Source organism: Fodinibius sp. GM108 (genome assembly GCF_058386985.1).
In genome coordinates, this window is sequence record NZ_JBYEIR010000001.1 from 764,889 (window position 1) to 777,620 (window position 12,732).

Consider the following 12,732-nt stretch of genomic DNA (forward strand, 5'->3'; position numbering starts at 1 on the left):
ATGAAACGATTAATTTACATAGCAAGTGTCAGTTTAATTCTGGTGTTTTTTGGGATAAACTGTGATGGATCATTGGTAGGATCGGATAATGTTACTGATCCCAATAATCCATCTGTACAGCAGGTATTGGATAATGCTACCAAGCCCGAAATGCAAAATCTCATCACGGGTCTGGAACTGCGTAATCGTCAATATGCCGGTGGACTTATTCCATTGCTGGGATCTTTTGGTCGTGAAGTTTGGAGATTCGACAGTATCGATGGGCGATTTTTAACCGAATGGCTGGGTATTGACGGTGATGCTGAAAATGATCCCTCGTTTTTTGGTTCAGGAGCAGCCTATGCTACACCTTATTCTGCAATTTTGCAGGTCAACCTGATACTCGAATCGCTTGAAAACACTGATCAGCTGAACGATCAGGAAAAAAGTGGTGTCAAAGGATATGCAAAAACCATTCAGGGGTTTCAGTTTTTAATCCCACTTTTGACCCAATATGAAAACGGTATTCGCGTAGATGTGGCTGATCCTCAGAACTTGGGTCCCTTCGAAAATTTTGAAGATGCGTTGGCTCATATCCGAGGTATTCTTGATGATGGATACCAGGATTTACAAAATGCAGGCGATGACTTCTTTTTTGATCTGTCGGATGGATTTGCTGACTTTGAAAATCCTGAGGCTATGGCACAGCTTAATCGCGCTATTGCGGCACGCGCTGCCATTTATGCCGAAGACTGGCAGGGAGCACTGGATGCTCTCAATAATGCCGAACCGTTCTTTGAGCTGGCTGAGGGCGAAGATGTAATGAATAAAGGGGCTTATTTATCGTACGGTGATCCGCCTGATACCTTTAATCCGCTTTTCGTACCACGTAATTCAGGTACTGATGAAATCGTAGTGGTACATCCTTCAATGATTGAGGATACACTGGCCGGCGATCTCCGCATCGATCGTAAATTTTTCTTGCGGGATTCTCCCATTAATAATGCCAATGTGCCGGAGGAAGCTCATTATCAGGATAACAGATACGAAGGTGTAGAGTCGCCCATTTCGATGATCCGTAACGAAGAGCTGATTCTGATTTATGCCGAAGCGCAAACACAGCTCGAAGGCTATGAGGATGCTGCCGAGGCTATTAACTACGTGCGAAACACCTGGAATTTAGCCGATTACGGCGGCACACTTGATGAGCAGTCGCTGATTGATGAGATATTGCTCCAGCGGCGTTATTCGCTTTGGGCTGAATTCGGTCATCGGTGGATCGACATGAGGCGGTATGATCGACTGGATGAAATCGATCAGAATGACAAACTCACTGGTACTATCTTTAAGCAGATGGCACGGCCCCAGTCAGAGATCAATTTCGAAAATTTCTGACAATAATTTGTCGTAAAGTTATGAAAACCCGGTTCGTTGTTGGCCGGGTTTTTATTTTATTAGAAGCAGAACTTTATCTGGCAAAAGGAATTTTTAAACTCTGCCATGTCATGCTGAACTTGTTTCAGCATCTGTTGCAAAATTTGTTCAATAGACTCTATTTGCTGACGGATAGGATGATAGTCTTTTTAATGTCTAAAAGGAAAAGATGATATGAGATATTATACTATATTTTTGCTTTGCCTGATATTTGGGATATCCGGTTTTACACAAGATGGACAGGCCCAATCTAATCCAACGTATATAAAAGGAGGATCCTATTTTGATGTCCATTCAGGGAAAATGGTGCAAAATGAGGGTATCCTGGTGCACGGCGGACGATTTTATGCAGTCGGAGAAGCACCATCGGAAAGGGGTAACTATGAAGTTATTGAACTGGATGATGATGAATACGTTTTGCCCGGCATTGTGGATGTGCATGCCCACTACCGTATTGATGCGTTTGGCTCGGAAGAGCTTGAAGAAATTGACGAGTTTAAATACAACGCGCTGGTTTATCTGGCAAATGGCGTAACTTCCACGTTCAGCAACGGCGTGTACTATCCTTATATGGAAATGGCCGCCAAAAGACTGATCAATTCAGGTGAATGGCAAGGGCCGCGTTTTTGGGCCTCCGGACCCTATTTTGGCACGGCGCGTCCCGATTGGGAAGATTATTCCAAAGAAGAAATTTTTGAACAAGTAGATTACTGGGCTGAATTTGGCGTGGATGGATTTAAAACCAAAGGGGGAGATCCCGAAACGATAAAGTATCTGATAGATCGTGCTCACCAGCATGGACTTACTGTTGCAGGGCACCTGGGATCGGGATATCGCAACACAACTAATTCGATTACGGCTATTGATCACGGTATCGATCGCGTAGAACATATCTTGGGAGGTTTTGTTTTGGATTCCACGAAATCCGCCTATCCTGTCTGGAATAAAGTGGATACCGCTTCGACCGATTTTAAGAAGACGGTGCAGTACTTCCTGGATCACAATGTTTATTTTGACGGCACCATTATTGCCCCCGTCTTTTTTACCACGCTCAAAGATGGTTTTGACTATTGGAAGGATGAGCGCTCACTCTTTACCGATTATGTACGTGAGCAACTTCCTCCCCGCGAAGAACAGGAGGCCAGCGAGCTGATGGATGGACTTTATGATGCGATGAAACGATCGACGAAAGCCTTTTATGAAGCCGGAGGTGGAGACTTGATTACGCTTGGCACTGATGCCCCGAGTCATGGTTATTTTTTGGCTGGATTTAGTGCGCATCGCGAGATGCATACGATGGTTATGGCCGGATTACCGGAAGAAGCAGCCATTAAAGCTGGTACACTGAACAGTGCAAATGCGCTGGGAAAGGGGAGCCTGTTGGGATCTATCAAGACAGGAAAGCTGGCTGATCTTTATGTTGTTAAGGGAAATCCGCTGGAGGATATTACCAATACAAGAAATATTCAGCTGGTAATGAAATCGGGGCAGGTATATGATCCCAAAAAATTATTAGAACAGGTAGAAGGGAAAATAGGACCCGGCAGCGATTCTGAAACTGAAGATTGGTTTAAATATCCCGAACTGCTGGAGATTGCTGATGAGCTTAAGAAATAGCTGCATTCCCTTATCCGGATTCAAATCTATTAAGACGCAAAAAATCTATCGGGTAGTCGGTAGTACCTTCTAAGGATAAATCTGCCAGTATATGTCCGACTACCGGCGCGAATTTAAACCCGTGTCCCGAAAATCCTGTGGCAATTACCACTTGGCTATGCTGGGGATGGTGATCAATAATAAAATTTTCATCCTCCGACATAGTGTACATACAGACCACTGATTTGTTGGGAGTTGTGTTGAGGCCGGAAAATGTTTGGGAGACAAAATTCGAAACGAGCGCGTCTTCATCCTCCTGTACTTTCCGATTCAGCTCATCCGGATGGGATATAAATTCTTTATGGTAGTGTTCACCAATCTTAGCACCCGCGGAGTTGATGGCCGGAAATCCATAAAATCCGCCTTCTGCGTTTTCAATAAAAAAGCTCGGAAATGTGCCGGTTCGAAAGGGCGTGAGATCCGGAGCATCATACCAGTAGAGTATCTTGCGCCAGATATCCAGTTTGATGTTGAGGGATTGCAGCAGGTCAGCTGCCCAGGCGCCACAGGTGATAATCAACCGGTCTGCAGTTAGAGTGCGTTTATCTGTGGTCACGGTAACAGAACTGCCATCTTTTACCTGCCAGTTGACGACTTTTTCGTGTGCGAATATTGTAGCACCGGCATCAGTAGACAGGCGGCAAAGCTGTTGTATAGCTTTTTCTACATGGAGGTAACCGGCAATAGGATCATAAAATATCTCATGTTCTCGGGGAAGATTAATATGAGGCCAGCGGTTTTCTGCTTCTAAAAGACCCAGTTTTTCGTGGGGCAGATCGTGTTGGGAGTAGCAGGCATGGAGCCCCTTGATAAGTGTCGAATTTGGTTTCCCGGATAGCAACAATCCATTTTTTACGAACAACTGTTGCCCGCTTTTTTCATTGAGTTGTTCCCACTCGTCATAGGCTTTGTGAAGCAACGATATATAATTTGGGTGTTCGAAATAGGCTTTTCGTATCAGGCGGGTTTCGCCGTGAGAACTTCCGTTGGCGTGGGCGATACCAAACTGTTCAACTCCGCATACTTTGTAACCCCGGCTGGCCAGTGCGTAAAGTGCTGCACTGCCCATGGCTCCCACTCCCATTACGATTACATCATATTTTGAATCCATTTGCTGTTGTTAATTCGCCGTTCCAGTTAGTTTAAGGTTATTTCTCCGGCTGGACAATCTAAAGTAATTTGGAGATATTTTTCGCTGCTTTTTTCTATCGACATTGTCTCATGCAGATTCAGCGATTTAAGATGTTGTTGTATCAGCTCCGGATCCGGATGAAACGCCTGAATGTTATCAATGGATACCTGCTGTTGGGGCAGTTGCCGGGATGGGTGACTCTCCGTTTCCCATTCAATAAGATGGGGTAGCAATCCATCCTTGATTAAGCCACCATCATCAGAAAATGTAAACCTCCATTGCAGCGAACCTCTGCTGGCAGGGCGCGGATGACCGGGGTTGTACGTTGCTTCTGAAAGTGACTGATTGAGATCGGTAGTACGAGCAACCCAGGAAACGATTTTCGGCTGTGTGCTTATCTGTTCCTGTAATTTCGGATCGTCCAGGTTGAACCAGCAGGAATGTTTCGGACGATCGGCATCAGGATCGATGGCTATAATTTCGAGATAGCGTTTTTTATCGAGTCGCAGGAGACTGTTGTGAGTACCCTGCCCGGGATGTTGTCCACCGGCAGTGGGATAAACACCCAGTTTGTTCTGTATATACTGGTTACCCTGCGACAGTGTTTTGGCAGCTAGGACAATATGATCGAGTTCTACAGCAGTCATCGGTCGGGATGATGTCGAGTTCAACTTTGGTTGAATATTCTAAGATATAAAATCAGTAAATAGCTGTTAACTATTAATTAAATATAAGCTTCACCTTTAACTCATTCCCAAGCTCCTGCTTGGGAATGCAATTACCAATTGGAAGGAGAGTTTCATGGGCCGTCCAAGCCAGCCCGGATCTGACTTCTATCCACGGATGAATCCGTGGGCTAAGAAGCTGGATTTGAAACGAGGGAGAAATTCTTTACCTGAAAATAAAAACCGAGCTGCTGCTATGAGCAGGCTCGGTTTTATTTTAAAATAATTATGTGCTTCCAGCAGAAGTAGAAACTAGGCCACGGCTGGTGATTCTACTCCTTTAGGATTTTCGCCATACTGATTGGATCCCGGTTGGCTGTCTTGCACAAAAAAGACGATCAAGACTATAAAGCCAATAATTGGAACAAGACTTATAAGCAGCCACCATCCGCTTCGGTTGGTATCATGTAATCTGCGAACCCCCACTGCAATACTTGGAATGAAAACAGCCAGCGTGTACGCTATAGGCAGAACCATTGTGGCAGATGCCATTGTTGACTCTGGATTTATCCCGGCTATAAAACCTGAAACAAATCCTATCGCAAAACTGATAAGAAAATTAATCAAAAAGAACATCCAGTACTCTTTTCGACGAGCCCGGCCATTAAAATCTGCGTATTGCTTTAATACTTTGATATACCATTTCATAAGCTCTCCTAATTCTAACTTAATATTAGTTTAAAGAACAGCCCGTTTTAACAGACTGAAATTGTACCCCAATCAAATTATTATCAGCAATTTAATAGAATAGCGGAAAAGTGCAAAGATAGCGAAGATACTATACCTGCTTCGGAATGAGGGAGATTAGGTCAATAATTGAATTTCTGTCAATCCTCCTGCCCTCGTGGGATCTCCCGATATCGGGAGGCCACTTTAGTGGCATTCCACAGGGCCTGTCCTCCTTCTCCAAGGAGAACTCTTGAGTTTAAAGATAGCTCTTAATCCAATAGAGAGCCTTTTATAAATCCCTCTTGGAGTAGAGGGATTCAGGGAGATTGAATAATCCTTATTTTAACTTATTCCCAAGCCCCCGCTTGGGAATGCAATTATCAATTGGAAGGAGAGTTTCATGGACCGTCCAAGTCAGCCCGGATCTGACTTCTACCCACGGATGAATTCGTGGGCTAAGAACAGTATTAAAAAGCTCACTTAAAGTGAGCTTCGGTTTTTTGCTTCTTAGCCTGATGATTTATCTTCAGGCTTTGAGAGAGCTTGCCTCCACTGTTCAACCGACTGGAAATATAATGAGTAAGAGCTGACAACATTCTGAAACAGGAGCTTTGGAATAAAAAACATCTATTATAATAGTTCGTGCATCCGCTCGGACTATAGCCTGTTACCTGAATGCTCTGTGCCGAATCGTATTGGTCGCGCACCAGAGGAACGCGACCAGATGGGGTTGTTCTTTACCAGCGCCCAAGTCTGAATGTCTTGATAAAAACTGGTGTAGGTTTTGATTTCGTTCTCAGGTATTTATCGGGAAAGTAATTTGGTGATTAAGCTGTAAAATAGGCTATCTCCTTGCTATATTTACCTTATTCAGAATACAGATAGGAAAGAGCGCTAGTTACCGGATGATACTATTAATTATAGGAATTGTACTTGCCTGTTTATTCTTGGTATGGCTGTGGAAAGGTCCTGTCAAAAAGTTTGTGGATTCCATGAAAAAGAATGGCAGCAGCGCATTTGAGGCTTACACCATACTGCTGCTCATGGTTTCGGGCGGCGCGTTTGCTGTTTATATGATTATGGAAGTGATCTAATCTTGATTGAGATTAAAACGGTACGTCATGGTCCATATCCGACATATCAAATGTTCGTTCTTCAGGATCTTCGCCTGAATCAATATCTCCTCTTTCAACTTTCCAGGCTTTCACATCTGTGTACCAGTTTCCTTTGTATTCACGGCTTTGGATATTAAAGAAAACTGTTAGCTCTTCGCCTTCATTGATATCAAATTTATCAATCTTGTCGCCCCACTGGGTTATGCACACTTTTTTTGGGTATTTTTCCTTTGTTTCGAGGATGAAATCCTGTTTACGCCAGGGACCGTTTTTGCCGGTGCCCGACTGCTCTTCGAGAATTTCAACGACTTTTCCTTTGAGTTTTAAATCCATAAAAATTGGTTGTATCGTGGTATCAGAGAGTTCGTTTTAACATTTTGTCAGAATAGGAATGCTGGAGAATTATATCAATAAAAATACTTCGTTTTACTGCTTTTCTTCAGCTTTTAATCCCAGGCTCATAGTAGGATAATCACCCATGTTATATGTTACGTTGGCACCTTTTTTAATGTCGATGGTCTTCATGACAACGGTCTCCTCATTTTCCATATTTTCGGCTTTCATCTCCATGAGCATACCCTGCGGATAATCTTCCGGAATTTTGCCTTGTAATTGCTTGGCGTTAGCATTAGCCTGGAATAAATTATTCATCCCGTAATCCACATCGCGGCTGAGCCATATTTCAACATTTTCATTTTCTGTTTCGGATCGGTATCCGTCGCATTCATAGCCGAGAATGTTTTTTGTGCCAATTTTTTTGTAATTCTGCCATTCATCAACCTCGTCCCAATCAACATCCTCTGAAGTTTCTACTGAGTCGGCATATGCCTGATCCCATTTATAGGCAAAAGAAAATTTGTCCTCTTCGTTTTCCATGAGCATCAGCATGGCGGAGTTGTGAAAATCATAGATAAGAAACAGATCACCCTGCTCATTGTCCATTTCTTCGCCCTCGAATTTTGTTCCGGTATACATGGCATCATCATTAAAATGCATTTTCATGACAAGCGGTGGCTCGGATTCACCGTTTTTGTTAATGGTCTGTATTTCCATGGTTGTTATCGTATTAAAAAAATACTCCTCTTCGGTAGTGACATCACTGCTCATAGAGAAGGGAAGGGCAAAGCCTGAGGTGCTGTCTTCCGGCAGCTGACCAAAAATGGAATTCCACGAGCGTTCGACCATCTGCTCGGCCGCTCTTTCAACTCGTTCGCTTATCTTTTCTTCTGCTTTACGCTCTGCGGCGTCTTGGGCATTTTTCTTTAATCGATTTAAGATCTGTGCTTCGGCGTCTATGCTGAATATGGTGGACAGAAGTCCAACCGTAAGAATTGTGATAAAAAATTTCATTGTTACTCTCCACTTATTGTTTAAATGTCTCCCTGTTATTGCAATAAAGTATAATCTACGAAATATTTTGATTAATAAATCAAGAAGAGTAAAGGCCAGAAAAAATATTTTTGAGCTGTTTGTATTAAATTCTGAAAAAGCAGGATAAATTATCTTTTAGAAATACATGTTTAATAGAAAGAGGTTGCGTGTCAACTTTGTGACAGTATTTTAAATAACCCATGCTATTATGAGTCAACAGATGCTAAATACTGATTTGAATGAGGTGCTGGCATTTCTGGAGCACCCGGAATCCTATCCCCATCAAACAGATAATATTGAGCATATACAGACGCATATTTCGCACGTATTTATTGCTCCGCCGTTTGTCTATAAGCTTAAAAAACCGGTTGATTTCGGTTTTCTGGATTACAGCACACTCGAAAAGCGTCACAAATTATGCGAACGGGAAGTTACTCTGAATCGCCGGCTCTGTGAAGGTATTTACATTGGTGCGGTGCCGATTGTTCGGCAGGGAGATCAGCTGGTACTGGAGCCTGAAGATGATTCAGGAGAAACAGTTGAGTATGCCGTTAAGATGCGCAAGCTGCCGGAAGAATATTTTCTGCATCACTATATTGAAGAGAACAAGTTGAAGAAGGAACATCTAGATCGTGTGGCCGACAAGCTGGCCGATTTTTATAATGATCAGGATCCCGATGAAGAAGTCTTGAAATGGGGAGAGATTGAAAACATCCGCGTTAATACGGATGAAAACTTCAGCCAAACCGAGGAGTTTATTGGTCAGACAATTGATGCCAGTGCTTTTAAAGCGATCCGCAAGTTTACCAATAAGTATTTCGAAGAGCATCGCCAGTTGTTTGAAAAACGGATTGAGGAAAAAAGGATTATAGATGGACATGGGGATCTGCACTTGGATCATATCCACATAACGCCCCAAAAAGTCCGTATCTACGATTGTATAGAGTTCAACGAGCGTTTTCGATATGGGGATCTGGCCGTTGATCTTGCGTATTTGGCGATGGATTTGGACTTTGCCGATCGCTGGCAGGAAGAGCGCTATTTTATTGATCAGATGGCCAATAAGCTGGATGATCCCGACCTGCCCCGCATTATCGATTTTTATAAATGTTACCGCGCCTATGTAAAGGGTAAGGTTAAAAGCCTGCAGAGTACGGAAGAAGAGATATCAAAAGAAGAGCGGCAGAAAGCGGCTGAATTGGCCAAGCACTATTTTGATCTCTCTCTGAGATATGCTCTATTGGGATCCCATCCTACAGCTCTGTTATTTATGGGACGTGTGGGGACTGGCAAAAGTACTCTTTCTAAGCATTTTGCTGACACATTGAATGTTGAGCGATATTCGTCGGATATTATTCGTAAAACAATAGCTGGTTTATCGCTGCACGAGCGGACGCCGGAATCACAGCGTGACGAGCTTTATTCATATGAAATGTCAAAGAAAACGTATGGTAAACTTCAGGAAGAAGCGGAAAATAATTTAGAGCTGGCGAAAAGTGTGATTTTAGATGCGACATTCAGCAATAGAGGAGACAGAGTAAAACTTGCAGAGAGACTGACGGATATTGGGTGCAACTATATTTTTATTGAGGCAGATGCTTCGGACGAGACGATCACTAAGCGGCTGAAAGAGCGCGATGATCAAGAAGAGGTTGTCTCGGATGCACGCTTCGAGGATTTTAAAAAACTCAGCGGTGCCTACAGTCCGCCTGATGAAATAGATACTGATCACCTGATCCGAATTAACACCGATCGCTCGCGCAAAGAGACATTGGAGTCATTATATCTCTCATTTGTTGATTTAAATGTTAAACATATGTTGAGAGATTAGCGTCCCCATAAATTTGGGCATTATCTGTCCTGCAGGTTTTAGCATTCAGTTATAAGCAGCAATCGTTATAATAAGTAGCTGATAGCTGACGGAGTTCTACGCAGGACTCTATCAACCGATAAAGGGTTAAAAAATAATATCTTAAGCAAATAAAAATTCGAGATAAGTTTCTTTATTATTAATTTATCTCAAAGAGAGAGAGCAATCCATATCTATTGGGTTAGCTATTGCCTCACTGTCAGGATGTTGAAAGACACATAGAAAAGTAAAGAAAAAAATTCAGCATCTTGTTAAAAACTGAATCGTGCAATTTTAATAAAAGAGGAAGCTATGGCTGATCAAAACATAAGAGACATCATCAATAAGCAAAATGAACAATTCATGAGTATCTATAAGAAGCAAGATGCCGCAGGAATGGCTGATCTCTATAGCAGAGAAGGGTCCATACTTCCACCCAATGCCAATGAAGTGAAAGGTAAGGAAGCTATTAAAGAGTTCTGGCAGGGTACTATGGATAGTGGAATAAAAGAGATTGAGCTGACAACCGGAGAAGTGGAGCAGTTCGGTGATACGGCAAACGAAGTGAGTACCGCTAAATTGTATGGAGAAAACGGAGAAGTTCTCGATAACGCAAAATATATCGTGATTTGGAAACGTGAAAACGGAGAGTGGAAACTTCACCGAGATATTTTTAACAGTAATCGTTCTGCTCAGTAATTAAAAACTTTAAAACAAAAAAAGACTATCATTATGGAACCGAAAAGATCGCAAAGTAAAGTCAATATCCACGATGGAATTGTAGGAGCTATCTACCTTTTAAGTATAGTACTTGCTGTAACAGTAAGTATACAGTGGTTGTATCTGGCGGGAGTAGTAGCAGTGTTACAGATTTCCAGCCTGTTTACCGGATTCTGTCCTGTGTATTATATTCTCGACAAAGTTATGGCGGATGCAAAACCTGCAACACCAAAAAGTTCTAAGCTTTAAGAGTTAGAAATTTACAGGATTTTTAACTGTTTTCCTCAAATAGTGAGGTGGTGGGAATGGTACGCAGCTATGACTCCTTGTTTTGAGGCATTGGATTTAATTCCCAGTGGTTATCGTTGGCTGAAATGCTTTTCCGGGATCGAATAGCACTGATTACTGATGATGGAATACTGGTAAGCTATAACACAGATGGGAGGGAGAAAATCGGTATCCCGCAATTCTTGACAGGTGTTCAGCAATCTTTGTGGATTTAAAGATCAGTAAATTATATAGTAGGCCTGAGAACCGACTTTAAAGCTTTATAACTTGCTCATTTCCTGGAAAGCTTATATGCTGATTTCCATAAGTTTAAAATATATTGTTAATTATATAGTTGTAATTTGTTTAAAATAAATATCTAAGACTGTTGAGATGTTCATACGCTGTTTAAAATAGTTCGATACCTTATCGCTGACATTTTTAATAATTATTAATTCTTAGAGCTTAATTCAAATGGATGAATTAGCAGAGCCTATCCCAAAGTATTATCAGATCTATGAAAAACTCTTAGAGCAGATTAGAAGCGGTAAATTTGAAGAGTTTGATAGGTTTTATAGTGATACAGAACTGGTAGAGAAATTTGATGTAAGCCGGGGGACTATACGAGAAGCTGTAAAACTATTAATACAACAAGGTTATCTTGTACGAGAACAGGGCAGAGGCACTTTTGTCACGGAACCAAAGATTGAGCAGGAATCAAATAGGCTTATGGGCTTTACAGAGCTGATGAAAAAGAATGGTATTAAGCCTGCAGCCAAAGTGATAAAAAAAGAGATTATTGTCCCTCCTTCTAGTCTTGCGAATTATATGGGAATTGGGGAAGAAGATAAGGTTGTTCAAATTGTCCGGGTTAGATATGGAGATGACGAGCCTTTAATTATTGAAAGGTCATACTTCGATCATAGTTTGTTTGAGCCTATATATGATATGGACCTTGAGGCAAATTCTATTTATAAATTGTTATATAAATATACGAACGTGCGTCTGGGCGAAGCTAAGCAAAAAATATCAGCAGTCAGTGCTAATGAATCAGAGGCTAAATTGCTAAATGCCAATGTGGGCGATCCGCTTCTGCTTATGAAACGGCTGATTAAAACCAAGAGAGATAATTTCTTCCAGTATTCAAAAGATTTGTATAGAAGTGATCGAATAAATTTTGCTACCACAACCAAGCCTTACGATCAATATCATGATAATCAAGGAGTGCCCCTGGGACTTGAAGATCAGAGTTGGTAACTGCGTCTGAAGAGATTAAGTAAGGCACTATGCATTTCTCCACGGTGTAAATTTTCCGCGTGTTACATTACTGTTTTTTATTCCTTGAATAGGACTGAGGATTTTCATAAGATGTATATACAACTATACAACAATATGAGTAGATAAAATGGATAATAAATATATTCTAGCATTAGACCAGGGGACCACCAGTTCGCGGGCGATTGTGTTTGACAAAGCAGGAGACATTCGGTCTTCGGCCCAGAAGGAGTTCCAGCAGATCTACCCGCAGCCGGGGTGGGTCGAGCACGACGGCAACAAGATATGGTCGAGCCAGTCGAGCGTGGCCGCCGAGGCGATTTCGGAGCTCGGGCTCAGCTGGGCCGATATTGCCGGCATCGGCATCACCAACCAGCGGGAGACGACCCTGCTTTGGGACCGGGCCACGGGCACCCCGATCTACAATGCCATCGTCTGGCAGGATCGTCGGACGTCCGACTTCTGCGACCAGCTCAAGCAACAAGATGGACTGATCGGGAAAATCCGGGAGAAGACCGGCCTGATCATCGACGCCTATTT

At 42.4% G+C, this 12,732-nt stretch carries 13 protein-coding genes; 8 read left to right on the plus strand and 5 right to left on the minus strand.

What is annotated here, in order from left to right; genetic code table 11:
• Both ACT3ID_RS03265 and ACT3ID_RS03270 read left to right on the plus strand, forming a co-directional pair.
• Positions 1 to 1,374, plus strand: a complete 1,374-nt coding sequence (locus ACT3ID_RS03265) for a RagB/SusD family nutrient uptake outer membrane protein (RefSeq protein ID WP_491540545.1) — start codon at positions 1 to 3, stop codon at positions 1,372 to 1,374.
• A 213-nt stretch (positions 1,375 to 1,587) separates the two neighbouring features.
• Entirely contained in the window at positions 1,588 to 3,030 is a 1,443-nt protein-coding gene (locus ACT3ID_RS03270) for an amidohydrolase family protein (protein ID WP_491540546.1), read from the plus strand.
• A gap of 10 nt (positions 3,031 to 3,040) precedes the next feature.
• Here the strand turns inward: ACT3ID_RS03270 and solA are convergent, their stop codons facing one another.
• The 3 genes from solA to ACT3ID_RS03285 all read right to left on the minus strand — a co-directional run bounded on the left by solA (position 3,041) and on the right by ACT3ID_RS03285 (position 5,574).
• Positions 3,041 to 4,180: an N-methyl-L-tryptophan oxidase gene (solA, locus tag ACT3ID_RS03275; protein WP_491540547.1), complete on the minus strand. Its 1,140-nt coding sequence runs from the start codon at positions 4,178 to 4,180 to the stop codon at positions 3,041 to 3,043.
• A gap of 26 nt (positions 4,181 to 4,206) precedes the next feature.
• On the minus strand, positions 4,207 to 4,872 hold the full coding sequence (locus ACT3ID_RS03280; protein WP_491540548.1) for a VOC family protein: 666 nt from the start codon (positions 4,870 to 4,872) through the stop codon (positions 4,207 to 4,209).
• Positions 4,873 to 5,178: 306 nt separating this feature from the next.
• Positions 5,179 to 5,574, minus strand: a complete 396-nt coding sequence (locus ACT3ID_RS03285; RefSeq protein ID WP_491540549.1) for a DUF805 domain-containing protein — start codon at positions 5,572 to 5,574, stop codon at positions 5,179 to 5,181.
• Positions 5,575 to 6,500: 926 nt separating this feature from the next.
• On the opposite strand from ACT3ID_RS03285, the gene ACT3ID_RS03290 reads away from it, so the two are divergent.
• A complete protein-coding gene (locus tag ACT3ID_RS03290) occupies positions 6,501 to 6,689 on the plus strand; it encodes a hypothetical protein (RefSeq protein ID WP_491540550.1) in 189 nt (62 codons plus the stop codon).
• Between the two features lie 12 nt (positions 6,690 to 6,701).
• Here ACT3ID_RS03290 and ACT3ID_RS03295 read toward each other — a convergent pair whose 3' ends face one another.
• Entirely contained in the window at positions 6,702 to 7,043 is a 342-nt protein-coding gene (locus ACT3ID_RS03295) for a DUF3127 domain-containing protein (RefSeq protein WP_491540551.1), read from the minus strand.
• A 93-nt stretch (positions 7,044 to 7,136) separates the two neighbouring features.
• Positions 7,137 to 8,060 (minus strand): DUF4412 domain-containing protein, encoded by a 924-nt coding sequence (locus tag ACT3ID_RS03300; protein WP_491540552.1) that lies wholly within the window; start codon positions 8,058 to 8,060, stop codon positions 7,137 to 7,139.
• Between the two features lie 229 nt (positions 8,061 to 8,289).
• Between ACT3ID_RS03300 and ACT3ID_RS03305 the strand changes: the two genes are divergently transcribed.
• The 5 genes from ACT3ID_RS03305 to ACT3ID_RS03325 form a co-directional block, all read left to right on the plus strand.
• Positions 8,290 to 9,912 carry a bifunctional aminoglycoside phosphotransferase/ATP-binding protein gene (locus tag ACT3ID_RS03305; RefSeq protein WP_491540553.1) on the plus strand — a complete coding sequence of 541 codons (1,623 nt, stop codon included), beginning with the start codon at positions 8,290 to 8,292 and terminating at the stop codon, positions 9,910 to 9,912.
• A 330-nt stretch (positions 9,913 to 10,242) separates the two neighbouring features.
• On the plus strand, positions 10,243 to 10,629 hold the full coding sequence (locus ACT3ID_RS03310; RefSeq protein WP_491540554.1) for a YybH family protein: 387 nt from the start codon (positions 10,243 to 10,245) through the stop codon (positions 10,627 to 10,629).
• Between the two features lie 33 nt (positions 10,630 to 10,662).
• Positions 10,663 to 10,899, plus strand: a complete 237-nt coding sequence (locus ACT3ID_RS03315; RefSeq protein ID WP_491540555.1) for a YgaP family membrane protein — start codon at positions 10,663 to 10,665, stop codon at positions 10,897 to 10,899.
• Between the two features lie 492 nt (positions 10,900 to 11,391).
• On the plus strand, positions 11,392 to 12,174 hold the full coding sequence (locus ACT3ID_RS03320; protein WP_491540556.1) for a GntR family transcriptional regulator: 783 nt from the start codon (positions 11,392 to 11,394) through the stop codon (positions 12,172 to 12,174).
• A 148-nt stretch (positions 12,175 to 12,322) separates the two neighbouring features.
• The coding region (locus ACT3ID_RS03325) for an FGGY family carbohydrate kinase (protein WP_491540557.1) at positions 12,323 to 12,732 on the plus strand (410 nt) is incomplete at its 3' end.

What these genes read in the sequence shown, in the direction of transcription:
- solA (WP_491540547.1), bottom strand. Translation starts at nt 4,180, where the DNA reads ATGGATTCAAAATATGATGTAATCGTAATGGGAGTGGGAGCCATGGGC.
- ACT3ID_RS03265 (WP_491540545.1), top strand. Translation starts at nt 1, where the DNA reads ATGAAACGATTAATTTACATAGCAAGTGTCAGTTTAATTCTGGTGTTT.
- ACT3ID_RS03295 (WP_491540551.1), bottom strand. Translation starts at nt 7,043, where the DNA reads ATGGATTTAAAACTCAAAGGAAAAGTCGTTGAAATTCTCGAAGAGCAG.
- ACT3ID_RS03320 (WP_491540556.1), top strand. Translation starts at nt 11,392, where the DNA reads ATGGATGAATTAGCAGAGCCTATCCCAAAGTATTATCAGATCTATGAA.
- ACT3ID_RS03310 (WP_491540554.1), top strand. Translation starts at nt 10,243, where the DNA reads ATGGCTGATCAAAACATAAGAGACATCATCAATAAGCAAAATGAACAA.
- ACT3ID_RS03290 (WP_491540550.1), top strand. Translation starts at nt 6,501, where the DNA reads ATGATACTATTAATTATAGGAATTGTACTTGCCTGTTTATTCTTGGTA.
- ACT3ID_RS03305 (WP_491540553.1), top strand. Translation starts at nt 8,290, where the DNA reads ATGAGTCAACAGATGCTAAATACTGATTTGAATGAGGTGCTGGCATTT.
- ACT3ID_RS03270 (WP_491540546.1), top strand. Translation starts at nt 1,588, where the DNA reads ATGAGATATTATACTATATTTTTGCTTTGCCTGATATTTGGGATATCC.
- ACT3ID_RS03315 (WP_491540555.1), top strand. Translation starts at nt 10,663, where the DNA reads ATGGAACCGAAAAGATCGCAAAGTAAAGTCAATATCCACGATGGAATT.
- ACT3ID_RS03285 (WP_491540549.1), bottom strand. Translation starts at nt 5,574, where the DNA reads ATGAAATGGTATATCAAAGTATTAAAGCAATACGCAGATTTTAATGGC.
- ACT3ID_RS03300 (WP_491540552.1), bottom strand. Translation starts at nt 8,060, where the DNA reads ATGAAATTTTTTATCACAATTCTTACGGTTGGACTTCTGTCCACCATA.